General features: G+C 48.5%; 16 protein-coding genes. 7 read left to right on the top strand and 9 right to left on the bottom strand.

Annotated elements, in window-relative coordinates:
• Positions 1-305 precede the first annotated feature (305 nt).
• From coaD to VFC92_06030, 6 genes are all read right to left on the bottom strand, one after another.
• Positions 306-770, bottom strand: coding sequence for a pantetheine-phosphate adenylyltransferase (gene coaD, locus VFC92_06055; protein HZK07746.1), 465 nt, complete (start codon positions 768-770; stop codon positions 306-308).
• A gap of 148 nt (positions 771-918) precedes the next feature.
• The gene (locus tag VFC92_06050; GenBank protein HZK07745.1) at positions 919-1572 is read right to left on the bottom strand and encodes an O-methyltransferase; all 654 of its coding nucleotides are present in this window, start codon (positions 1570-1572) and stop codon (positions 919-921) included.
• A 195-nt stretch (positions 1573-1767) separates the two neighbouring features.
• Positions 1768-2670, bottom strand: a complete 903-nt coding sequence (locus tag VFC92_06045) for a hypothetical protein (GenBank protein ID HZK07744.1) — start codon at positions 2668-2670, stop codon at positions 1768-1770.
• 3 nt (positions 2671-2673) lie between these two features.
• Positions 2674-3384: a UMP kinase gene (gene pyrH, locus VFC92_06040; GenBank protein HZK07743.1), complete on the bottom strand. Its 711-nt coding sequence runs from the start codon at positions 3382-3384 to the stop codon at positions 2674-2676.
• A 55-nt stretch (positions 3385-3439) separates the two neighbouring features.
• Positions 3440-5644 (bottom strand): patatin-like phospholipase family protein, encoded by a 2205-nt coding sequence (locus VFC92_06035; protein ID HZK07742.1) that lies wholly within the window; start codon positions 5642-5644, stop codon positions 3440-3442.
• Positions 5645-6073: 429 nt separating this feature from the next.
• Positions 6074-6409 (bottom strand): NifB/NifX family molybdenum-iron cluster-binding protein, encoded by a 336-nt coding sequence (locus tag VFC92_06030; GenBank protein HZK07741.1) that lies wholly within the window; start codon positions 6407-6409, stop codon positions 6074-6076.
• Between the two features lie 16 nt (positions 6410-6425).
• On the opposite strand from VFC92_06030, the gene VFC92_06025 reads away from it, so the two are divergent.
• Entirely contained in the window at positions 6426-6692 is a 267-nt protein-coding gene (locus VFC92_06025; protein ID HZK07740.1) for a hypothetical protein, read from the top strand.
• A gap of 33 nt (positions 6693-6725) precedes the next feature.
• Entirely contained in the window at positions 6726-10001 is a 3276-nt protein-coding gene (locus tag VFC92_06020) for a PDZ domain-containing protein (protein ID HZK07739.1), read from the top strand.
• A 171-nt stretch (positions 10002-10172) separates the two neighbouring features.
• On the opposite strand, the gene VFC92_06015 is transcribed toward VFC92_06020, so the two are convergent.
• Positions 10173-10748 carry an NTP transferase domain-containing protein gene (locus tag VFC92_06015; GenBank protein HZK07738.1) on the bottom strand — a complete coding sequence of 192 codons (576 nt, stop codon included), beginning with the start codon at positions 10746-10748 and terminating at the stop codon, positions 10173-10175.
• Between the two features lie 112 nt (positions 10749-10860).
• Between VFC92_06015 and ygfK the strand changes: the two genes are divergently transcribed.
• The 5 genes from ygfK to hydA all read left to right on the top strand — a co-directional run bounded on the left by ygfK (position 10861) and on the right by hydA (position 20249).
• The gene (ygfK, locus tag VFC92_06010; protein ID HZK07737.1) at positions 10861-14109 is read left to right on the top strand and encodes a putative selenate reductase subunit YgfK; all 3249 of its coding nucleotides are present in this window, start codon (positions 10861-10863) and stop codon (positions 14107-14109) included.
• Between the two features lie 26 nt (positions 14110-14135).
• Complete coding sequence (xdh, locus tag VFC92_06005) at positions 14136-16703, top strand: selenium-dependent xanthine dehydrogenase (protein HZK07736.1); 2568 nt, start codon at positions 14136-14138, stop codon at positions 16701-16703.
• A 98-nt stretch (positions 16704-16801) separates the two neighbouring features.
• A complete protein-coding gene (locus tag VFC92_06000; GenBank protein HZK07735.1) occupies positions 16802-18079 on the top strand; it encodes an amidohydrolase family protein in 1278 nt (425 codons plus the stop codon).
• Positions 18080-18209: 130 nt separating this feature from the next.
• Positions 18210-18845: a hypothetical protein gene (locus VFC92_05995; protein ID HZK07734.1), complete on the top strand. Its 636-nt coding sequence runs from the start codon at positions 18210-18212 to the stop codon at positions 18843-18845.
• A gap of 69 nt (positions 18846-18914) precedes the next feature.
• Positions 18915-20249: a dihydropyrimidinase gene (hydA, locus tag VFC92_05990; protein HZK07733.1), complete on the top strand. Its 1335-nt coding sequence runs from the start codon at positions 18915-18917 to the stop codon at positions 20247-20249.
• A 141-nt stretch (positions 20250-20390) separates the two neighbouring features.
• On the opposite strand, the gene ygeW is transcribed toward hydA, so the two are convergent.
• On the bottom strand, positions 20391-21578 hold the full coding sequence (gene ygeW, locus VFC92_05985; protein ID HZK07732.1) for a knotted carbamoyltransferase YgeW: 1188 nt from the start codon (positions 21576-21578) through the stop codon (positions 20391-20393).
• A 193-nt stretch (positions 21579-21771) separates the two neighbouring features.
• Complete coding sequence (locus VFC92_05980) at positions 21772-22971, bottom strand: YgeY family selenium metabolism-linked hydrolase (protein HZK07731.1); 1200 nt, start codon at positions 22969-22971, stop codon at positions 21772-21774.
• Between the last annotated feature and the right edge of the window lie 24 nt (positions 22972-22995).

Below are 22995 nucleotides of genomic sequence, written 5' to 3'. Positions count from 1 at the left end.
TTCAGGATCATAAATTATTGCCATAGTGGCATAAAAACTAACGGCAAAAGTAATGGAATTCGTAAAATACCGGCAACCATACAAAGCTCCATAAAGCATATTCTAGAATGACAGAAATCAAAATACCAATAATTTTTCAAATCAGAAACTTCAAAGCTACGATATGCTTAGGCAATTGGAGTTTGTTGGTAAGAATTATCAAAGGTTTGAACGAACTTAGTTTCGTCCTGTTTATTTTTACAGGCTGTGCCTGTTTTTTTTATAAAAAAATTAATGTTGATTTTTTCCTTGCAGCCAACCAGCGATTATCTGGAGATTGATAATCCATCCGGAATAAAAAGAGACGGATCGCCGCCATGGATCAGGATGTCGCGCACCACCGAGCTGTTGATGGCCGTATATTCGGGCAGGGTGAGCAAGAAAACGGTTTCGATGGCCGGATACATTTTTTTGTTGACTTGTGCTATGGAGCGTTCAAACTCGAAGTCGGCTGAAGTGCGCAGCCCGCGCAGGATGTATTGTGCTCCCACCTCGCGGCAGTAATTTACCGTTAGCCCCTTGTAGGTGTCGATGGATACCTGCGGGTAGTCGGCAAAAACTTTCCGGATAAAGCCTGTCCGCTCTTCCACCGAGAAGTAATTTTTCTTGTCCTGGTTGCTGCCAATGGCAATGATAATCTTGTCGAACAGTGGCAGGGAGCGTATTATAATATTTTCGTGCCCGCGCGTGATTGGATCAAACGACCCCGGAAAAATGGCAATTCGTGACATAATGTTTTTTTGCAAAAGTAAAACTAATCGCGGTAATGTTCGCAAGGCGCAAAGTGCATAGAGCAAGGCGCAAAGTGCATGGCGCGAAGAGCTGATTCTACTTACTAACTACTCTTTTACCATCTACTCAATTCTGAGCCAAGCGTCTTTACTTTTTCCTCACCATCATCAGTCCGTCGCGCATCGGGATGATTATGTTTTCCACCCGTTCGTCCTGCTGCACATATTTATTGAAACGGAGGATGCCCTCGGTTTCTTTGTCGGCGTGGACGGGATCCAGCACTTTGCCATACCAAAGCACATTATCGGCTAAGATTATTGCACCCGATGGCAGCTCGTCGATGAGCATCTGATAGTAGATGAGGTAGTTTTCTTTGTCGGCATCGATAAATATCAGATCAAAAGATTTGTCAAGTATTTTTAAAACTTCGGTTGCGTTGCCGATATGTGTCACGATTTTGTTGTGCAGGCCGGCAGCTTCAAAATAGGGGCGACCTACTTCCACAGATTCTTCGTTGCTGTCGATGGTGTGAATTTTTCCCTCATCGGCCAGCCCCATTGCCAGGTTGATGGTTGCGTAGCCCGTAAAAGTTCCAATTTCGAGAATTCTTTTTGGGCGCAGCATCTGGCTGATCATTCTCAGAAACTGACCCTGCAAGTGTCCTGAGAGCATGTTTGGGTAATTGGTTTTCAGCGCTGATTCGCGGTAAAGCCTTTGCAGGAGTGTGCTCTCCGCGGTGGTGTGCGCGGTGGCATATTCTTCGTATGCCGGATCGGTTGCCTTGTAGGTTTGTTGCGACATAATTTGTTTTTGGTATTAATAAAAGGGGTTGGTGAATGGGAAAAGCGATTTTTGTTTTAAATTCAAAAAATCAAAAAACAAACCTTTCCAAAGGAGGAAGTTTTGATAATTGAAAAATGGAATTTATTTGGTGATTGTTTACTCCGACTACTGGCGGATGGCTTTTGTCATTTGGAACTTTTTTCTCACAACTAATTATTTCTTCGGATTTCCAAGTCCTTGTTCAGGTGGGTCAAATTTGGGCAGATGGCGTGTGTCAGAGCGGGCGTCGATATCCTGATGGAACACCCACTTGCCCGCCAAATACACAAATGCATCAAAAATATCATAACGCGGAACAGCACCGCGAAACATTTGACCAAGCTGCGAACTGTTGCCCCCCAAGCGGTTGAAGACGATCATTTGGTCGCGCTTTCGTTTTTCGCCCGGCAGCAGTTGAAGCTCATAAGCCAGATGGAAAGGCACCTGATTAGTAAAGCTGAAAAAAGCGCGTTGTTGCTGCGATCCGTCCTTCATCACAAATACCGGAAGGCCAAACCTGGGCGCTCCGGCGCTGTCGAACCACAGCGCTTCTATCACCCGGCCGCCCAGCCCTTCGGCTTCGCCGTGCCAGCCCGTCAGGGTGTAAAAAGGATTTCCTTTGGGGCTGCGGCTGATAATATTGCGGTAAACCGCCCCCGGCCACTGCGTGTAGCTGTAACTGCTGTCGGCAGAAGGCTGCCAGAGTATAGGCTGTAGCCGAAAAAGGGTATCCTTTTCCTTAGCAACCTTTTTCCGTATCATTCCGCCGTATTGCCAGAGATGATTGCTTAGCGGCACCACCCAGGTGATCAGAGCAAAGCTGCCGTCGTCGGGCGCAAGATGTTTTATAAAAGCAAGACTGTCGAAGGAAAAAGAAGGGAAAAAGGGAGTGGATAAAAAATCGACTACCAACTGCTCAAGTTCCTGGTTGTGTTGCAGCTTCACGCTGTCAGCGGTGTCGGAATACATCACCTCTGACAACTCGCGAGCGCTTGCAATGAAAAGACTGTCGGCGGGTTGTGCCGGCAAAAGCAACGGAAGAAAAAGCAAAAGGAAGGCAGCAGCGTGGAACCTCATAATCTATCCGTTATTTACGATGGTTCCGATGCCCGGATCGTTGAGTACCCTGAGCAGGTTGCCGGGAGTATTCATATCAAAAACCAAAATGGGCATATTGTTTTCGCGGCAAAGCGTGAATGCGGTGAGGTCCATAATTTTCAGTTGTTTTTCGTAAGCCTCGTCAAATGTCAGCGTCTGGTATTTTACTGCGTCGGGGTGTTTTTCAGGATCAGCAGTATAAATGCCGTCTACACGGGTTCCTTTCAAAATCACATCTGCTTTCATCTCGATGGCGCGTAACGCTGAAGCCGAGTCAGTGGTGAAAAAAGGATTTCCGGTGCCGCCGCTTATCAATACTACGTAGCCGGCATCGAGATATTCGGCTACGCGCTGGCCGCTGGTTTCTTCCACGATGGGCTCGATGGCCAGCCCGCCCGTAATCCGGCATTTGATACCAACATTTTGCAATGCTCCTTGCAGCGCCAGGCTGTTGATCACCGTGGCCAGCATACCCATGTAGTCGCCCTGCACTCTGTCCATTCCTTCGCTGGCGCCCTGCACGCCCCGATGGATGTTGCCCCCGCCTATGACGATGGCAATTTGTACTCCGGTGCTCACAGCCGCTTTGATATCTTCGGCGTAAGTCGCCAGCCGTGCCGCGTCGATGCCGTATTGCCGGTCGCCCATCAGCGCTTCGCCGCTCAGTTTCAAAAGTATCCGTTTGTATTTCATACTTCAGTTTTGATTTCCTTATTAATTGACATTAACACAAAAACCGATTTTATTTTTAAAAATTATAACCCAGGTTAAAAAAGCCCAGCAGACGATGGTGATGATCGGAACTCATCACGGTAAATTCTATGGGGCCGATGGGAGTCTTTACACCCAGCGTAAGTCCGTACCCATTGATGGCTCTGTGCTCCGCAAAAACATCCTTCATGTTGGTAGCATAAAAACCAATGTTCCATTTGGGAATGAGAAAAAAGTTGCGATAAAATTCATATTGCAAATCAATGCGCGCCACGAGTGTGTTTTCGGTGGCCACTTGCATAAATTCCAGTCCTACAAAAGGAAATATCCCGTTGAATTGACGCTCGCGCAAACCGCCGAGGTACATGTCATACTGCGACAATTTGCTTCTGCCGCCCGTGAGCTGGCTTCCGGCATAGGCGCTTGTGCGTAACGACAGCCGTGGGAGCAGGGTGTAGGCCTGGTTGTAGCGCGCCGCAAGAAAAGTGGTCGGCGGCACACGGTTGTCGAGGCTGTCTTTCGACTCGGGAATCAGCTTGACGTCGGCAGTAAGTCTGAATCCTTTGGTAGGATAGGTGCCACGGTTGAGATTGTCTATCTGCAAAAAAGCAAACAGGTTGGTGTTGAATTCATAGGACGACTCCAGATCGATTAAAAAAACATTGGGTTTGATGCCCGAAAACTCCAATTGTACGCCGGCGCCAACAAGTGTGTAATCGGCCACGGTAGCCTGAGAGTAAATATCGAAAAGTGCATTGGAGAAATTGAAGGTGCCACTGCGCCTTTTGTCGACGTACAAATAGGTTTTAAAATTTTCTGCGCTGAGGCGTACTCCCAATCCGGGCTTGCTGCCCCGGTTGTAAAGATAGTTGGCCGAAAAGCGATTGTTGTCGCCCAACGCCAGGTCAAACATAAGTTTGCCGCCGCTGGTTAGAACGTTGCGAAAGGTCATGTTCATCAGAAAAGCAGCTTTAAAGTCGGTATCATAATGCAGTCCGAGCTGAAACTCACCACCCTCTTTTTCCTGCAGCTCAACCATCAGTCTTTGCCCGTGATCTTCTGTCGGCTCAAAGCGGTAGTGGATCAGATTAAAATTTTGTGTTCCATACAATCTGTCGAGGCTGTGGATGACATCTCTGGTTAAATATTTCTTATCTCCCTCTACCTTCATTATTTTGTTTACGGTAGCCGACGACATGTGGTGGGTACCTTTTATTACCACCTCGTTGATGAGGACACTGTCGACAGGAGCTGCATCGAGGACATAGTGTGGAGTCATATCGTAAAATTGCCTGAGCGAGTCGAGCAGCGAGAGGATTTCCGGCAATGCTGCGCGTGTAGCTCGCTCGCCACGAAGGATGATGCTGTCGGCATTGGTAAAACTCGACGTACTATATTCTTCAAGATGAGGCTGGATGTAGATGTCTGTTTTTTCGATGTTTTTGCGTTGTAACGGCATGCGCAAAAAGCGTGAGGACTGCCCCAGAATTTCGATGATCGAAGTAAGCTCGTCTTTGCTTTGTGTTTCCATGGTAACATCTATACCTATTATAATATCGGCACCTTTTTCTAAAACTTCCTCTACCGGAAAATTGTTAAAAAGGCCACCGTCAACAAGCAGATGCCCATCCAAAAGTACCGGCGGAAATATGGACGGAATTGCCATAGTGGCGCGTAAGGCGTCGGGAAGATAGCCACGGTCGAGTGTTACACTCTCACCTGTTTCGATATCGGCAGCAATGCACAAAAACGGGATGTACAGGCTGTCGAAGTTCTGGATGTCACGACCCGGACTGGCATAGTACGAAAGAAGGTTGTAGATGGATTGCCCGGCAACAAGCCCACTCGGAAGGATTATTTTTTTGTTGCGAAAGGGTAACGAAAAAAAGTACTGGTCATCTTCCTCCTTTTCAGTCATCGAGAGATTGCGGCGCAGGATTTTATCGCTAAGCACTGCTTCCCAATTTTGCATTTTCACTAATTTTTCGAGCGAGTCGGGGTGGTATCCCAATGCGAAAAGGCCACCCATGATGCCGCCCATGCTGGTTCCACCGATATAATCGATGGGTACGCCAGCTTCTACCAGCACCTTGATGGCGCCGATATGTGCAAATCCTTTGGCCCCGCCGCCGCTCAGCACCAAGCCTATTTTAGGACGCCCTTCTGTTACAGTTTGTGCATGCAGAGATGGCCAGCCTAAAGCCAGTGTTAAAAAAAATATTATTGGAAAAACACGTTGCATGTGCGGAACGGAAAATTTTGATAGGGTTAAATAGCCTCTGTCTATTACCTTAACTACGGTACTTTTCAAATAAATTCCAAATGACAATAAAAAATCCGCCAGTAGTCGGAGTAAACAATCACAAATAAATTCTAATTTTTAAAAACTCAATGACCAGGTTTCGACTGATTTCGACAAGCTGGCTTCGACTACGCTCAGCCACCATAACCAGCTCAACCAGCGACTATACTAGAGAAATGATCAGCTAAGTTTGGAATTTGTTTTTTGAAATTTATTTGTCATTTAGAATTTGCTTTTTGGGTTTTGTTTTTAAAAAGATCGACTTTATGGAGAAGCACTAATTAATCTCTGTCTTTAGCCAAAAAAACAACAGCAGGATGTAAAGTCTTGCTGCTGTTGCATTACTATTTTCGGGTGAACCGAAATCTCTTAATGATCGCAAAGGTTAACGCCGGCTACAAGGGTGTCGTTTAGCAGTTCATTCACCAGCTCACGCGAATCTTTTTGGGCAACGCCCACGTACACATTTATCTTGTTGTCGTTCAGTATTTGGATGGCACGCTGGCCAATGCCGCCGGCAATTACATCGGTTACTCCCTGCTGGTGCAGCCATTGTGGAATGATGCCCGGCTCATGCGGCGGAGGTACCAGTTCTTCTTCTTTTACAATTTTTTGACCTTCAGTAGTAAAAACTGTGAAAACATCGCTGTGCCCAAAATGGCTGCACAGAATCTTGTTCTTTAATGGAATAGCAACTTTCTTCATTATTATAATTGTGTTAATGATGATTAGAAATGGATTGGTTATTAATTTAAATATTTATTCTTTCGTCAAAGTATCAAGTGCCTGCGCTGTCCTTCATTACCGTCATTTGGCGGAGCAGAGTATGGCGATGGTGCCGATGGCTGCAAAAATAGCGATCATTTTCCCATTATCTCTCTTTCACTCACCCAAAATTACTGCGGCAGGAACATTACCATTTTTTACATCTTGCCGTATTTATCAACCACTTGTGTTCTTTGATGGCGAAAAATGTCAATCTTTGTAATTAATTATCTAATAGATCTTAACTTTTAAAAGTATGAAAAAAAACATGTTTTTGACTTTGCTGATGTTGATCGTAACATCAACAGTGGCCATGGCGCAGGTTGACGATGCGCGGCTCATGCGTTTTCCAACTATTCACGGTAATCAGGTTGTTTTTAGCTATGCCGGCGATTTGTATACCGTCGCTTCACAAGGTGGCATCGCCCGAAGGCTTACCAACGATGAGGGACTGGAACTTTTCCCGCGCTTCTCGCCCGACGGCAAAACCATTGCCTTCACCGGCCAATACGACGGAAATACCGAAGTGTACACCATTCCTGCCGAAGGCGGCGAGCCCAAACGCATCACTTACACTGCTACGCTGGGGCGTGATGACGTTTCTGATCGCATGGGGCCCAACAACATTGTGATGGCCTGGCGCGACAACAACACCGTTGTTTATCGTTCGCGTAAGAAATCTTTCAACGATTTCGTCGGACAGCTTTTCGAAGTGAACATCAATGGAGGTCTCTCCACACAATTGCCATTGCCGGCAGGAGGTTTTTGCAGCTTTTCGCCCGATGGTAAAAAACTGGCCTACAACCAGGTGTTTCGTGAATTCAGAACCTGGAAATATTACCGCGGCGGTATGGCCGACGAGGTGTGGGTGTATGATTTTAATACCAAAACTACCACCAACGTCACGAAAAACCCTGCTCAGGATATTTTCCCGATGTGGCACGGCGACATCATTTATTTCCTCTCCGACCGCGACCGCACCATGAACCTTTTTTCATACAACAATGCTACCGGTGAAACCACCAAAGTTACCAACTACGACAAGTACGATATAAAATTCCCATCAGTAGGCAACAATGCCATCGTTTACGAAAACGGCGGTTACCTCTATCGTTATGATTTTAATACCCAAACAACCAGTAAGATAGAGGTGCAACTGATGAACGACTTTGGCGCCAGCCGTCCGCAGTGGAAAGATGCCGGCAAAGGCGTCTATTCTGGCTCTCCGTCTCCCGACGGGAAGCGCGTGGCGCTGGGCAGCCGCGGCGACATCTTCTCGGTGCCCGTCAAAAACGGTATCACCTACAATCTTACCAACAGCAACGGCGCACACGATCGCAATGTGGAATGGTCGCCTGATGGCAAATGGATTTCCTACATCAGCGACATGAGTGGCGGCGACGAAATTTACATCCAAAAACACGATGGCTCCGAGCCGCCGGTGCAGCTTACCAAAGATGCTGACACCTACAAGTTTGGCTTCTCCTGGTCGCCCGACAGCAAGAAAATCGCCTGGAGTGATCAGGAAAAACGCCTGCAAATCATCGACATCGACACCAAAAAAGTAACGCTGGTCGAAAAAATCAACGACGGCGAGTTCCACTTAGCAGCCTGGTCGCCCGACAGCAAATGGCTGGCCTATGTGCGCCCGAGTTTTGAGCAGGTTACCCGCATCTATGCTTACAATCTCTCTGATGCTACCTCTACACCGCTCACCGACGAGTGGTTCGACTCCGGCGATCCTTCCTTCAGCCCCGACGGCAAATATTTCTACTTCTCCTCGGCACGTACATTTGATCCAACCTATAGCTGGACGGAATGGAACAACGCCTACCAGGATATGTCGAAAGTTTATTTGATAACCCTGGCCAAAGATACGCCATCGCCTTTTGAACCCGAAAATGATGTGGTGGAACTTAAGGACGACAAACCTGCCGCAACCGACAAAAAAGACAAGGAAAACGGGAAAGACAAAAAAGAAGAAGGCAAAGAGGGTGTTGATGTAAAGATCGATTTTGACGGCATTTCCGACCGGGTGGCCGAGATAACCTCCGATGGCGGCTCCTACTGGAACATTACTGCCGTAGAGGGTGGCGTTTATTATACGCAATACAAATCCGGCGGCGGAGGCGCCACACTGTTTTATTATGATTTGAAAGATAAAAAAGAAAACGAGCTGGGCAAAAATATTAGCTATGGCCTTACGGCGAATGGCAAAAAGATGCTCATTTTCGAAAGTGGGAAACTTGCTGTGATTGATACGCCGAAATCCAAAATAAAAGTGGACGACTATATCGATGTTTCGAACATGAAGATATGGGTGGATCCGAAGGTGGAGTGGCAGCAGATTTTCGATGAGTCGTGGCGGCAGATGCGCGACTTCTTCTACGATCCCGGCATGCATGGTCTCGATTGGGATCAGGTGTACCAAAAGTATAATCCGCTGGTTTCGTACGTCAACAACCGCTACGACCTGAATTATGTAATCGGTGAAATGATTGGCGAACTTAACGTGGGTCATGCCTATGTGAATGGTGGCGACCGCATCCAAGCCAAACGAATCAAAACCGGATTGCTTGGCGCCGAACTGAGCCGCGACAAATCAGGATACTACCGCATCGATAAAATTTTGCCAGGCGAAAACTGGAACAAATCTGTGCGTTCGCCTCTGACTGAAATAGGTGTCAACATCAGCGAAGGCGACTACATCATCGCTGTAAATGGTAAAAGCACCAACCAAATGATCGACATTTATCAGGCACTCGTTGGCACCGCTGATCAGACTGTGGAACTTACCGTCAGCAAATCTGCGTCGGATGCAGACACACATCGCGAGCTTGTAAAACCTATCGCTGACGAAAGCCAGCTTTATTATTACCAATGGGTACGCGACAACATCCGCAAAGTGAACGAAGCTACCGATGGCCAGGTGGGTTATCTGCACATCCCCGACATGGGACCTGAAGGCCTCAATGAGTTTGTGAAATATTTCTACCCGCAAGTGCGCAAAAAGGCGCTCATCATCGACGACCGTGGCAACGGCGGTGGCAACGTATCTCCGATGATCATCGAGCGTTTGCGTCGCGAGCTTTCTATGATGGCTATGGGTCGTAATACCATTGGTGAACCAAAACCCGATGCGATGATGCACGGCCCCATGGTGCTGCTCATCAACCAATATTCAGCTTCCGACGGTGACCTGTTCCCGTACCAGTTCCGCAAACATAATCTGGGCAAACTCATCGGCACCCGCACCTGGGGTGGTGTGGTAGGCATCCGCGGAAGTTTGCCATTTATCGATGGCGCCGACATGCGCAAGCCCGAATATGCCCATTACGATGCGGAAGGCAAAAACTTTATCATCGAAGGACACGGAGTAGAGCCAGATATTGAAGTGCACAACGACCCGGCAAAAGAATTTGAGGGTATCGACGAGCAGCTCAACAAAGCCATCGAGGTGATCCTCGAAGAGTTGCGTAATAACCCGCAGCAATATCCTGCCGTTCCTCCGTTCCCGAATAAGACCAGATAAGCGGGCTAAACTCGCCAGCGCAAACCCTTGCAGGGTTTAGAGACTTCCCTTATCTTTGGGAGTGTTCCTAAACCCTGCAAGGGTTTTTGGGTTTAGAGACTTCCCTTACTTTGGGAGTGTTCCTAAACCCTGCAAGGGTTTTAGGGTCTGCCTTGCAGTTAGGGGCGATTCCTAAACCCCAGCAGCGTTTTCTGGCGTATTGATGTTCTCCAGCACCGAACTAAATTCCGTCTCCAGCGTATTTTCCCGATAATTATCAAGAAACACGTTGAATCGAAGCTGTGTGTCTTCAATCCCCAATATTTCTTTTTTCATATAGGATTGCAGCAACACCGGATGGCCGCCTTTGCCATGAAAGACGGGTTTTACAAAGTCATAATTCTTCAGCGCATCCAGGAGTTGTCTCGGCAGCTCAGCGTTGATGGTGGGATTGTCGATGTTGTGAATAAAAAAAGGAAGGTCGTTTTCTAAAGCCTGGCAACCGCATTGTATCGATCCAAATCTGCCGTTTTCGGGATGTGGATTTATCACCAGCTTAATTTTTTCGGGCAATGGCACCGGATAATCTTGCAGCCACATTTCACCTGCCGAATTTATTACGGTAATAATTTCCACGCAGCCTGCTGCGGCATAAAAATTAGCCAGATGCTGCAGAAACGTTTCTCCATTTCGCAGTGGCAGACCCAGTTTGGGTTGTCCGGCACGCACCGAGAATCCTGCAGCGAGTATGATTATAGAGCTTTCCACCAGCACGAAAATTTAGAATCAATTTGTTTAACAGCCAAAAATAGCAAAATCGGTCATCGTTGCTACTTTTCCACTAAATTTGACGTTTCAATTTTTACGCAACAATTTCTGCATGACTGACAAATTCACTTTATGGCCGCTCACTGATCTGCTGCAGCTTATTCTGCATCAGCACGCTACCGCAGGGCATATCCTCGGGATTCCCGGGGAGTTATTTTTTAAACCTAAAAAAAATGATCCAATTCGGATGGCTCGCTTTGGGCATATGCTCGAAACGCCTGTCGGAGTAGCCGCCGGCCCTCATACGCAGCTTTCGCAAAATATCGTGGCTGCCTGGCTCACCGGTGCACGTTTTGTCGAACTAAAAACCATTCAGACGCTCGATGAGCTGGAAGTGTCGAAGCCTTGCATCGACATGCCGGACGAAGGCTACAATTGCGAGTGGTCGCAGGAGTTGAAGATTCACGAGTCGTTTGGCCAGTATCTCGATGCCTGGATTTTGCTCCACATCCTTAATCATAAGCTGCACGGCGCAAAAGGGGAGGAGCCAGGTTTTATTTTTAATATGAGTGTGGGATATGATTTTGCAGGCATCATGAAGCCCAACGTTCAGTGGTTTCTCGACAAAATGAAGGATGCCGGCGAAATGCTTCAGCAAAAGATTGAGACAGTCCGGCCATTTTATCCAGAAATTGATCAGATAAAAATCAATCCGATGTTGTCGGATAATATTACGCTTTCGACCATGCACGGCTGCCCGCCCGATGAAATAGAAAAGATAGCGCAATATCTTATCATCGGACGCCATCTCCACACCGCCATCAAGCTCAATCCGACGTTGCTGGGCAGGGAGCAGGTGCAGGAGATTATGCGGGGTTCGGGTTTTGGGACGCAGGTTCCCGACAGCGCTTTTGCCCACGATCTGAAATATCCCGATGCTGTGCCCATGATTCATCGGTTACAAAAGCTGGCCAACGATCGTCACCTTTGCTTTTCGCTGAAGCTCACCAACACGCTCGAAAGTGTCAACAACCGGAATATTTTTGACGCAAGTCAAAATATGATGTACATGAGTGGCCGGCCGTTGCATGTGATTGCCGTGCAGCTTGCGCGCAGACTGCAAATGGATTTTGATGACAAACTCGACATCTCCTTTTGTGGCGGCGCCGACGCTTTTAATATAGTTGATCTCGTGAAATCCGGATTAGCGCCGGTGACAGTTTGCACCGATCTTCTGAAACCAGGTGGCTATGGGCGCTTAGCGCAATACATCCACAACCTGCGACAGCCCGATGCCTTCAATTCTGATCGATCGGAATTTTCACAATTGAATCTTTATGCTGAAAAAGTTAGTAATGATTCGGCTTATCGCAATGAACACCTGCTTCCGCCCGACATAAAAACGCGTCGGTCGCTTGGCTTTTTCGATTGCATCCATGCACCTTGTCAGTCGGCCTGCCCGACAAGTCAGGACATTCCGGGCTACATGTATTTCACCGCAAACCAGGATTTGACCAATGCCGCGCGTGTTATTCACAACACAAATCCTTTTCCTGATACCACCGGTGCCGTTTGCGATCATCTTTGCCAGACCAAATGTACGCGCATGAACTACGACAGTTCGGTGCTCATCCGTGAGGTGAAACGTGTGGTGGCAGAGCATGCACCGGCAGAGGCTTGGCAACCCGCGAAGGCGGAGCGTACGGATGTTCCTCCACGAGCAGCCATTATCGGCGCGGGACCTTCGGGACTTTCGTGCGCCTGGTTTCTTCGGCTTGCGGGTTTCGAGGTAGAAGTTTACGAAGCGCGCAACCTGCCTGGTGGGATGGTTGCCGGCGCCATTCCCAAATTTCGCCTTACGCCGCCTATGTTTGATACAGATGTCAAGCGCATCATGGATGCCGGTGTGAAAGTTCATTTCAATACATCAGTCGATCACGCTCTGTTTGAAACCTTACGCGCCCAAAATGATTACGTTTATATCGCCGCAGGCGCACAGAAGTTGCGTATGCTTGAGCTTCCGGGCGATCCCGGCGATAGTTTGCTGGATCCGTTGGAATTTTTATTCGATGTAAAATCAAAACATCCTAAAAAGTTCATCGGTGATGTCTTGATCATCGGCGGCGGCAACACTGCTATGGATGCCGCCCGCACAGCCTGGCGTCTCACGCAGCCCCCGGCCATGGTGCGCATTGCTTATCGCCGCACCATTGCCGACATGCCTGCCGATCAGGGCGAGATAAAAGCAGTGCTGGAAGAGGGCATTCAGATTATCGAACAAGTGGCACCGCTGGAATTTATCAGCGAAAACTGTAAGCTGCAATATGTGCGCTTTCGCAAAATGAAAGCCGGAAAACCCGATGCCAGCGGTAGAGCTACTCCTGTAGAAGTTCCCGGCAGCGATTTCATGATTCCTGCATCAACGGTTATTCCTGCCATCGGACAGGAAACCGATATTCCATTTATCGAAGTTTCACAACTTCCCGCGCCCGGCAGCGGAAGCTACCAAACCGATGTTCCAGGAGTTTTTGCCGGTGGCGACGCCATGCGCGGGGCATCCACAGCTATTAATGCTATCAGCGACGGACGCAAAGCTGCCGCGGAAATTATAAATCTGGCAGCCGTCAAAACAGAATCTTTGGATGTCGGTCCCCGCCAGCCATTGCCTTTTTTGCAACACATGGTCAATCGCGCACAACGCATTCACAGCGCCGTGGTTGAAGAGCTGCCTGTGGCAGAGCGGCGCAATTTTGCTGTGGTCCAAAAGCCACTCACGCTGCAGCAGGGCATTGCGGAAGCTGCGCGCTGCCTCCGCTGCGACGAGGTTTGCAGTATCTGCACAACAGTGTGTCCCAACCTGGCACTGTTTACCTATCACATCCAACCAATTTTCCAACGAAGCTCTATTTATCATTTTCGAAAAGGGAAAATAATTGCGGATACCGGGAATAAATTCAGTGTAAGTCAGCCGCACCAGATTTTGCACATCGCTGATTGGTGCAACCAATGCGGGAACTGCACTACTTTTTGCCCTATGGCAGGATCTCCTTATCAGCAAAAGCCGCATCTTTATCTCGACGAAAAAAACTGGCTTGCACAGGCTGATGGCTTCTTTTTTAATAAAGAAATTTTGAAATTTAAAAATGGAGATACCGAAGCCGTTTTGCAAAAAAACGAGAAAGGCTATACCTTTGTGCTTCCGGAAATGATTCTAAAACTGGATAATGATTTTGAATTAAGCGAGGTCATTACCGACAAAAATGAAGATTTTGATGTTGATATGGAATTGGCTAACCAGATGAGCGTCATTTATCAGGGAGCAGCGGGTTTTTTTGCTTTTCGCAAAATGGATTTAGCGTAAGCGGTTTTAAAATTTGATTCAACCACATGATCACATTTACATTAAACAATGAAAAGGTAGCGTACACCGGCGATGCCGATGCCATGTTGCTCCCGTTTCTGCGTGAGCAGCGGCAGCTTACCGCGCTCAAAGACGGTTGTTCGGGCGAAGGCGTTTGCGGAGCATGTACCGTCGAGATCAACGGCCGCGCACGCCTGGCTTGTACCACTCGCATGCGCAGTTTGCAGGATGCCGTTGTGCTTACCCCGGAAGGATTTCCGCCCGAAATACTCAAAGTAATAGCAACGGCTTTTGTGAATAAAGGCGCCGTACAATGCGGATTTTGTACGCCTGGTTTCATCACGCGCATCAAAGTTTTGTTGCAGGATAATCCTGCTCCTTCCGTTACCGAAATACAAAAGGCCATTCGTCCGCACCTTTGCCGTTGTACCGGTTATAAAAAAATAGAAGTGGCCGCTTTGCATGCTGCCGAAGTTTTACGCAATCATCAGCAAATCGAAATCACCACCACTTCCGGAAAAGTTGGGCAGCCGCATCCCAAATATCAGGCGTATGAAGCTGCCGTCGGCACCAAAAAGTTTGTAGACGATTTGCGTGTGGATGGAATGTTGCACGCAGCTTTGCGTCTAAGCGACCATCCGCGGGCAAAGGTGTTAAAAATCGATACTTCGGAAGCTGAAAAGTTGCCCGGCGTCGTGCGTATTTTTATCGCTGCCGATGTCCCTGGTCAGCGCAACATCGGACTCATCTTCAACGACTGGCCGCTGATGATAGCGCCAGGCGAAACAACCCATTACATTGGCGATGTGCTGGCAGGTGTGGTGGCACAATCTGTAGAAATTGCACGGGAAGCTGCCGCGCTGATAAAAATAGAATATGAAGTACTCAAACCGATAACAGACATGTTGCTGGCCGCCAGTGCCGAACGGGTACACGAGGAGCGTCCCAATTGTTTTGAGATTACAAAAATTAATACTGGTGATACGGATGAAGTTTTAAAGCAGTCGACGTTTCGGTCGTTCGGAACCTACCGCACGCAGCGCATCGAGCATGCTTTTATGGAAAAGGAGTCGGCGCTGGCTATGCCCGATGGTGAGCAGGGTGTGATGATTTACAGCCAAAGCCAGGGAATTTACGAAGACCAACGACAGATTGCTTTGCTGCTGGGGCTTCCACGCGAAAAGGTGCGTGTGGTTTTGGTTCCCAATGGCGGCGGCTTTGGTGGCAAAGAAGATCTTACCGTGCAGGGGCATGCTGCGTTGTTTGCGTTTCTGCTTCAGCGTCCGGTAAAGCTTACTTTGTCGCGGCAGGAGAGCATCCGGCTGCATCCCAAGCGCCATCCGGTGGTGATGGATATCGATGTGGGTGCCGACGCCAACGGGAAACTTACTGCTGTGCGTCTGCTGGCCACCGGCGACACAGGCGCTTATGCATCGGTGGGCATGAAGGTGATGGAACGCGTGGCCGGTCACGCTACTGGCGGATATTTTGTACCGGCTGTAAGTATCGAAGCGCGCACCGTTTACACCAACAATATTCCTTCGGGGGCCATGCGTGGCTTTGGCGCCACACAGGTTTGTTTTGCCATCGAAAGCTGTATCGACGACATTTGCCGCCAGGCCGGATTTGATCGGTGGCAGTTTCGGTGGGATAATGCTTTGGTGGATGGCCTCACCACCGCCACGGGACAAAAAGTTTTTGGTGTAGGAATTCGCCAGTCGCTGCTTGCTGTAAAACCGGATTATGATGCAGCAGAGCACAAAGGTCTGGCTTGTGCAATAAAAAATTCGGGCGTAGGCAATGGCATGATCGACGAATCCAAAGTGATTATCGAAATCGTTTCTGAAAAAAAGGTGATCCTGAAACATGGCTGGACGGAGATGGGGCAGGGGGTGCATAACATGGCGCTGCAGACGCTTTGCGAGGAAACAGGAATCGATCCCGACATCATCGAGGTTCAGGTGGACACGGAAGCACAGATTGCTACTGGGATGACCACTTCGTCACGCGCCACGGCTTTGGTAGGCCGTGCGGTGATAGATGCTGCCTCAGCGTTGAAAGCGGATTTGATGACGCAGCCGTTACAGATGCTGGCCGGGAAAAAATACCGCGGCGCCTTTGTCTGTGACTGGACCACAGCGCCGGGTAGTGGCATCGAAAATCCCGTGATACATTATTCTTATGGGTACGCTGCACAACTTTGTGTGCTCGACGCCGAAGGAAATATTATCAAAATGGTGGCTGCGCATGATGGTGGCAAAGTGATGAATCCTATGCTGTTTGAAGGACAGATAGAAGGCGGCGTGCACATGGGCTTAGGCTACGCGCTCACCGAAAGCCTACCCATGGAAAATGGTTTTTTGGTAAGTGATAAGATGCGTGATTTGAAAATCTTGCGGGCACACGAAACTCCCGAAATCGTTGTAAAGCCGGTGGAGGTGCCTGATGCTGTGGGGCCTTATGGTGCCAAAGGGATTGGTGAGATTGGGCTGGTGCCTACTGCCGCTGCCATTGCCAATGCTTTTACAGCTTTCGATGGCATCCGAAGATGGGAGCTGCCGCTGAAGCCCATTCAAAAGACAGAAAAAAATTGAGGGAATATCACTAACCCCGGCCTTCAGACCGGGGACGAAACGACATAGAACTATATGTGGGCTTTACCCCAAAATATTTTGAAATAAAAAACTACAAAATGGACTTGTTATTAAAAAACACAACTTACGTCGATTGGCAGGACTTGTCGTTTCATCAAACGAACCTGTTGGTAAAAGGTGACAACATCAGCCCGGCATTAACCATAATCGACGAGCTGAAAGATACGCCTGCTAATGTAGAAACCATCGATTGCCAGGGAATGTTGGTGATGCGGTCGTTTGCCATTGGGCATCACCATGTTTATTCGGCACTTTCGCGTGGTATGAACCCTCCGCCAAAGGCACCCCAAAATTTTCATGAAAATCTACAATATGTCTGGTGGCGGTTGGATAAGGCCCTGGATCGTGATCTTATCCGCGCCAGCGCATTGGCAACGGCGATGGCCTGCGCCAAATCAGGCGTCACTTTCGTGATCGATCATCATGCTTCGCCCAACGCTATCGCGGGTTCGCTGTCGGTCATCGCCGAAGCTTTTGATGAGGTGGGCGTCGGACATCTGTTGTGTTACGAAATTACCGACCGCGACGGGCTGGATAAAGCAGCAGCCGGCTTACAGGAAACGACAGATTATCTTGCAAAGCATCAGGGTCTGGTTGGTTTGCATGCTTCTTTCACGGTTGGCGACGATACCATGCGCCGCGCTGCCGAACTTATGCGTCAAAGCCATTCGGGAGTTCATATTCACGTGGCCGAAGATCCGATAGATCAGAAGTTGTGTGAGGAGCGTCACCAGAAAAGAGTAGTGCAGCGTCTGGCGGATTTCGGATTGCTGGAATCTTCCAAAACCATTCTTGGCCATTGCCTGCATCTGGATGATAGCGAAAAACAACTGGTGCGCGAGTCGCCTGCTTGGGTTGTCGAAAATATCGAAAGCAACCTTAATAATAATGTGGGGTTTTTTGATGGCGAAAAGTTGGGAAGCAATATTTTTTTGGGTACTGACGGTATGCACAGCGAAATTCTGCGTAGCGCTCAGACGGCCTTTTTTGCTGGAAAGCACAACGATCATCTCACCATGGCCGGTGCTTGGCAGCGACTGAGAAATGTACACCGGTATCTCAATGAAAATAACTTTTACGGCGATGGCGACAACAATCTGGTGGTGCTCGATTATGACGCGGCTTCGCCCATCACGCCGGAAAACTTCCTTGCTCATTTTCTTTTTGGTTTCCGCGAGCGCCATGTGCGCCACGTCATTGCCAATGGCAAACTCATTGTCCGCGACAGGCAGTTGCAAACGGTCGATGAACAGGAGGTGCTAAAGTTTACACGCCAACAATCCCTGCGGCTTTGGGAGCGAATGGGAAAATACTAAGTTTCAAATCTCAAATTTTAAGCAAATCCCAAATAAATTCTAAATTATAAAACTCAAACCTGTTACGATTTGAATATTGCTTTTTAAATATTGGAATTTCATTGAAAGAAAAATCACAAATAAATTTTTTATGAATGCTGATGTTTTACAATACATAGGATTTGTTGCCTCGGTCATCATTGCACTGTCGATGACCATGAACTCGATCCTGAAGTTCAGATGGATCAATCTGGTGGGAGCAATCACCTTTTCGACATACGGATTTTTGATCGGTGCCTATCCGGTGGGGCTGCTCAACGCTTTCATCGTTTCGGTGGATGTCTATTATCTGGTGCGTATTTACACCCGAAAAGATTTTTTCGACATTCTTGAAATAAGAAACGACAACCGTTATCTGATGAAGTTTTTGGATTTTCATCGACAGGACATACAGAAGTTTTTTCCGGGGTTCGTTTACAAGCCTGAGATGAATAGCATCAGCTTTTTTGTGCTGCGCGATACACAAGTGGCGGGCATTTTTCTGGCGCATCGCACCGGTGGCGACACCATGAAAGTAGTGCTCGATTATGTGGTTCCGGAATACCGCGATTACCGCAACGGAAGATTCCTTTATTACGGATTGCAGGGGAGTTTTATCAATGCCGGTTTCCGCCGTGCCATTGCCGACGGCATCAGTCCGAAGCATGAGAAATACCTGCGCCGGGTAGGATTTGTAAAAGCTGAAGATGGCACTTATGTGAAAGATTTCCCACAGGGTAAAATTTAATTTTTAAATCATTGTCGCGGCTTCCCTTGTGGGCAGATGCATTTTGGGCTTATTTTTATTAATAAAACAATGGATCTTTTAATAAAAAACGGAACCGTCGTTAATGCCGATAGCAGCTTTAAAGCTGATGTGGCGGTGAATCAAGGCAAGATTGTAGCTGTTGATGAATTTGTGGAAGGGGCTGAGGCTGCTTCAAAAGTCATCGATGCCAGTGGCTGCCTGATTTTTCCGGGAGGCATCGACCCACACGTTCACATGCAACTTCCTACGCCTGCCGGACCATCAAGCGACGATTTTCTTTCGGGAAGCAATGCCGCGCTGATGGGTGGCACCACCACGCTCATCGACTTTGTGACGCCGGCTCCCGGTGAATTGCTGCCGGCAGCTTTGGCCTCGCGTCAGGCTGAAGCGCGAGCCGCGTTGACAAATGTTTTTCTCCACGTTAGCCCGACTACCTGGCGCAGCACCATGCCCGATGAAATGGCGGAATGCGTCGAAAAATTCCAAACACGCTCTTTCAAATGCTATTTGGCCTATCTGGACACCATCGGGTTGCTCCCCGATGCGCTGGAAAAGGTTATGCAGGAAGCTGCTTGTCTGGGAGCTATCGTTTTGGTGCATTGCGAAGAGGGAAAAGAAGTAGCACGCTTACGCGAAAAATATGCGATAACTGATCTGCCGGTGGCAATGGCGCATTATTTTTCGCGGCCGCCGGAGCTGGAAGCGCAGGCGGTTGGCACTGCCATCGAGCTGGCGCGGAAGACAGGATGTACATTATACATCGTGCACGTTTCGGCGGCAGAGTCGCTGGAATTGATCGCAAAGGCGCAGGCTGCCGGACAAAAAGTTTATGCCGAAACCTGCCCGCATTACCTGCTCCTCAACGAGCAAAAATATCACCAGCATTTCGAGCAGGCCGCACCTTATATAATTAGTCCGCCATTGCGTAAAGCAGAGCACCAGCATGCTTTGTGGAAAGCGGTGACCGATGGAACCATCCAAACTCTCGGCTCCGACCACTGTCCGTTTACTTTAAAACAAAAAATGGAAGGCAAAGACGATTTGCGAAAAATCCCCAATGGCGCCGGAGGGGTCGAACATCGTTTGGCGTTGCTTTATACTTATGGCGTTCTCACCGGCAAAATCAGTCTCAACCGTTTCGTGGAGTTGACTTCGACCAACGCTGCCCACATTTTTGGACTTTATCCTGCCAAAGGAATTCTGGCTCCCGGAGCCGATGCGGATATCGTGGTCTGGAATCCTGAGAAAACCAATATCATCAGCCGCCGCACACATCACCAACATTGCGACACCAACATCTACGAAGGAATGCCCACGAAAGGAGAAGCGAAATATGTATTGATTAGCGGAAAGGTAGTTGTCGGGGAAAGAAATGAGCGATGAGAAACGAGAAAGAAATTTTATTGACTCAATAAAATACGGTTATCCATTCTCAATGGGGCGAAATCATTAGCCGTGAGTGCAATGCCCGAAATCATTACGATTTATTTTTCGAGCTCCTTTTCTCAACTCTCATTGCCCATTTTAATATTTCACTCGCGACCGCTGCGATTCTAAAATCTTTTTCAGTATCTGCGCCGGATTCTCAAAACGATTGGCAAGCATCATGGCAGCGATGATGTAGGGTTTGTAACCCGCCTGCTGATAGGTGGTGATGCGCCACTGCTCGAAAGTGTCGGCGGAAACTTCGCCTTGCGGGCATGAAACTCCCGAAATGTCGGCCGGCAGACAGTGCATGTAAAGCCCCTGGCCGTTGCGTGTTTGCCGTGCCATCTCGTTATCATATTCCCAATTTTTAAATTCCGCATTGTGCCGAAGGCAATCTTTTTCGAGTTGTGCCAGGCCGGCAGTATCTTTCTGACGAAGCAGAGGGGTGCGTTGTTGCATCACGCTAATGGGCGCCCAGCTTTTGGGATAAACAATGTCAGCACCCTGCATGGCCTTTTCCATCGAATTGCCAACGGAGAAAGTGCCGCTGCTTGCTGCTGCGTTCTTTTTTGCAACGGTGATCACCTCGGGTAACAGCTCGTAACCTTTGGGATGTGCTAGTTCCACATTCATGCCAAAGCGCGTCATCAGAGCGATGATTCCCTGCGGAACCGAAAGTGGTTTTCCGTAGCTCGGCGAGTATGCCCAGCTCATCACTATTTTTTTTCCGCGCAACTCTTCCAATGAGCCAAAATGATTTTTTAGATGCAGCAGGTCGGCCATGGTTTGGGTGGGATGGTCGAGATCGCACTGCAAATTGATGACTCCCGGTCGCACGGGTAGAACGCCACGGGCGGCGCCGTCGTCGAGTGCTTCGCCCACCTGGCGCATGTATTTGTTGCCTTCGCCCAGGTACATGTCGTCGCGGATTCCGATAAAATCAGTCAGAAACGAAATCATGTTGGCCGTTTCGCGCACGGTTTCGCCATGAGCAATCTGCGATTTGGTCTCGTCCATATCCTGCACGGCCAGCCCCAGCAGGTTGGCAGCCGAGGCGAACGAAAAGCGCGTGCGGGTGGAGTTGTCGCGGAAAATAGAGACGGCCAGCCCGGTATCGAAAAGGCGGGGCGAAATATTTTCGGTACGCATATTTTTCAAGATGTCGGCAATTAATAGCGTTGCCTGCAGGTCGTCGTGTGATTTTTCCCAGGTGAGCAGAAAATCCTTTTGGTAAAGATGGCTTTTCAGATTGGCCAGTTGATCGATTTGTTGCTGAAGATTCATAAAAAAGCTGATTTTAGAATTAAAAAAAGCACCAAGATGCAAATCTCAATTTCCAAATAAATTTCCAAATAAATTTCAAAAGACAAAATTCAATAACTAAAATGCTTTGATCATTGAGATTTATTTATGTTTTGATTTTTTGTTTATGGAATTTTACCGTGAGAAATCAAAAGTTTTATTAAAAAAGAAATACTTATTCTTCGCTCATTTCGGCAGCAAAGCCAGCGTAAAATGCGGAGGCTTTCACGAGGTCGTCGACACGTACTTTTTCGTTGGGCGCATGTGCCAGTACCTCGTTGCCGGGGCCGAAGCCAATTACCGGTATGCCGTAAATCCCTCTGATGGTAACACCGTTGGTGGAGAAAGTCCATTTATCCACTTTTGGCTTTTTGTCGAAAAGCCCCTCGTAGGCGCGCACGCCGGTTTTTATCACCGGATGCTTCTCATCGATTATCCAGGTGGGATAATATTTCCGCATCCCATATTCCAGTCCTGTCCAGGCCTTTTCGGAATATTCCAGCACTTCCACGCGGGCATCCAAACCTTTTATCAACTCCTCCACTTCCTTTACTGCCGATTCCATCGTTTCGCCGGCGGTAAGCCTCCGGTCGAGATGGATGCGGGCGTAGTCGGCCACCGCGCAGAGGGATGGGCTTTGGCTGGTAATTTCGGAGATGGTAATGCTGCCCTTGCCCAGAAAGTCGTCTTTGGGAAGGCGCTCGTTTAGCTTTTCTATCTCCAGCGCTACGCGCGCTGCCATGTAGATGGCGTTTTTGCCGCGTTCGGGTGCCGAGCCGTGGGCGGAGAGTCCGTTAAAATGAACGTGCATCTCCATGCGTCCGCGATGTCCGCGGTAGATGTTCAGGTTGGTGGGTTCGGTTACAATCACACAATCGGGTTTCAAGCCTTCTTCCTCTATCAGATATTTCCAGCACAGTCCGTCGCAGTCTTCTTCCATTACGCTGCCCACGAGATAAATGGTGAGGTTATCGGCCAGACCGAGGTTTTTGATGATGCGTCCGGCGGTGATAAAAGCTGCCGGGCCGCCTTCCTGATCTACACTGCCGCGGCCGTGTACATAGCCGTCGCGTATTTCGCCGCCCAGCGGGTCAAACTGCCAGTTGCTGAGCTGGCCGATATCCACGGTGTCCATGTGGCCGTCGATGGCGAGGATTTTTTTACCATTGCCAATGCGTCCGATCACGTTGCCCAGCCCGTCGATGCGCACTTCGTCGAATCCGGCTTCTTCCATTTGTTTTTTCAGCTCCAGCTGCACCTCACGCTCCTCGCCACTCAGCGATTTTATTTTGATGAGCTTCGACAGGTTGCCGGCGGTGTAGTCGCGGTACCGTTCGGCCTGATCGTTTATCTCCTGGCTTAATACCTTTTTCATAGTTTTATTTTAAATAATTAATAC

This window comes from Bacteroidales bacterium (assembly GCA_035647615.1).
Taxonomy (GTDB): domain Bacteria; phylum Bacteroidota; class Bacteroidia; order Bacteroidales; family 4484-276; genus SABY01.
Note: the sequence above shows the minus strand (reverse complement) of the source record. Positions and strands in the feature narration are given on the sequence as shown.

Coding starts and splice junctions, on each gene's coding strand:
- coaD (HZK07746.1), bottom strand. CDS start 770: ATGTCACGAATTGCCATTTTTCCGGGGTCGTTTGATCCAATCACGCGC.
- VFC92_06050 (HZK07745.1), bottom strand. CDS start 1,572: ATGTCGCAACAAACCTACAAGGCAACCGATCCGGCATACGAAGAATAT.
- VFC92_06045 (HZK07744.1), bottom strand. CDS start 2,670: ATGAGGTTCCACGCTGCTGCCTTCCTTTTGCTTTTTCTTCCGTTGCTT.
- pyrH (HZK07743.1), bottom strand. CDS start 3,384: ATGAAATACAAACGGATACTTTTGAAACTGAGCGGCGAAGCGCTGATG.
- VFC92_06035 (HZK07742.1), bottom strand. CDS start 5,644: ATGCAACGTGTTTTTCCAATAATATTTTTTTTAACACTGGCTTTAGGC.
- VFC92_06030 (HZK07741.1), bottom strand. CDS start 6,409: ATGAAGAAAGTTGCTATTCCATTAAAGAACAAGATTCTGTGCAGCCAT.
- VFC92_06025 (HZK07740.1), top strand. CDS start 6,426: ATGATGATTAGAAATGGATTGGTTATTAATTTAAATATTTATTCTTTC.
- VFC92_06020 (HZK07739.1), top strand. CDS start 6,726: ATGAAAAAAAACATGTTTTTGACTTTGCTGATGTTGATCGTAACATCA.
- ygfK (HZK07737.1), top strand. CDS start 10,861: ATGACTGACAAATTCACTTTATGGCCGCTCACTGATCTGCTGCAGCTT.
- xdh (HZK07736.1), top strand. CDS start 14,136: ATGATCACATTTACATTAAACAATGAAAAGGTAGCGTACACCGGCGAT.
- VFC92_06000 (HZK07735.1), top strand. CDS start 16,802: ATGGACTTGTTATTAAAAAACACAACTTACGTCGATTGGCAGGACTTG.
- VFC92_05995 (HZK07734.1), top strand. CDS start 18,210: ATGAATGCTGATGTTTTACAATACATAGGATTTGTTGCCTCGGTCATC.
- hydA (HZK07733.1), top strand. CDS start 18,915: ATGGATCTTTTAATAAAAAACGGAACCGTCGTTAATGCCGATAGCAGC.
- ygeW (HZK07732.1), bottom strand. CDS start 21,578: ATGAATCTTCAGCAACAAATCGATCAACTGGCCAATCTGAAAAGCCAT.
- VFC92_05980 (HZK07731.1), bottom strand. CDS start 22,971: ATGAAAAAGGTATTAAGCCAGGAGATAAACGATCAGGCCGAACGGTAC.